Origin of the sequence: Vibrio sp. 10N.222.49.A3 (assembly GCF_041475145.1) — a bacterium.
Lineage (GTDB): Bacteria > Pseudomonadota > Gammaproteobacteria > Enterobacterales > Vibrionaceae > Vibrio > Vibrio tasmaniensis_A.
Window position 1 is genome coordinate 1 of sequence record NZ_JBFRVM010000312.1, and the last position, 1,175, is coordinate 1,175.

Consider the following 1,175-nt stretch of genomic DNA (forward strand, 5'->3'; position numbering starts at 1 on the left):
ATGTGAGCGATTCCGTCACCTGGACGTCGGATGATCTGAGTACCGCGACAGTAACGCCGACTGGCTTCCTGTCTGGCGTCAACGTCGGCCAAACAACGATAACCGCCACTAAAGATGGCGTCACCAGCAACACAGTGAGCGTGGATGTATATACATGTACGATCACTGGTGCTTCATGTATTGATATATTCGATACTGGGAGTGGGAAGTTGTTTACCAATTCACCATCAAAAATCGCTCTTCATAGCCTAGGAGGAAGTGTCAATAATGGTTTTACGCAAGAAATTGGAACTTCTGGGCCTGCTGGAGATTTCTTTTGGTTCACCTGGGAGAATGCATCTAGATTATGTGCCACATATAGTAACCAGGGTTTAGCAGGACGCACCAACTGGCGTTTGGCAACAAAAAATGAGTTAAAGTTAGAGCTCTTCAAGATATACGGCAATATGTTCAACGCGCGCGGCTGGCCAGTCAGGAGCAGTTACTGGTCAAGTACAAGTCGTGGACCTGGTTTTATAAATGTAAGCCTCAAGAATGGCAACGAAGGGGCTAGTATGGGAGAAGGGGAGTTGTACGCGTCCTGCGTCTCAGTTCCTTAACGTTTAACGTATGAATTATTGAGCTTCAAACCTATAACCACCTACTTCGGCAGGTGGTTATCTTTTTCGTAGGTGTACACACACCCAATAGTATAACTAGCTAATAGCAATAGGTTATTTTTAATGGGAATGCTGGAGATAATTTTCAAATTCCTATTCTTCCACTACCCTTAAAGATTAAACTGCTGTTTTTAAAGCGGTTTTTCTTGTCTAAAACCTCGAAAATCATCTTGCGCAGATGTACTTATTGAGACTTCCAAATAGCGTATACTACACACGCATCGCTACCCCAATTTCACTGCATAGCAGTGGCTATCCCAAAGAGTTTAAATTCTCTCTCCTAACTCGTGAACGTAAAGTCGCTTACCTGAGAAATATCGAACAGGTTCAATTACTTCATGCTCTTTTCGACAGAGCCAAAGTCACGGCATTAAGTTTTTCTGAGTTCAAAGCTGAGCTTGCTCATAGTATTAATCAGTTACGTCAAAATTCACAAAGTATGAACAATGGGTATCATTGTGCGGTTCTTGCTTCAAATGGACATGCTGATTTTTTTTCTATAAATCGCTCTGAAGA

2 protein-coding genes are annotated in these 1,175 nt (G+C 42.6%); both read left to right on the plus strand.

Annotated features, from left to right (window positions below):
- Positions 1-599 (plus strand): DUF1566 domain-containing protein (locus AB4589_RS25325; RefSeq protein ID WP_372101947.1); only part of this gene is annotated, 599 nt, incomplete at its 5' end.
- Positions 600-837: 238 nt separating this feature from the next.
- The coding region (locus AB4589_RS25330) for a DUF6538 domain-containing protein (protein WP_372101948.1) at positions 838-1,175 on the plus strand (338 nt) is incomplete at its 3' end.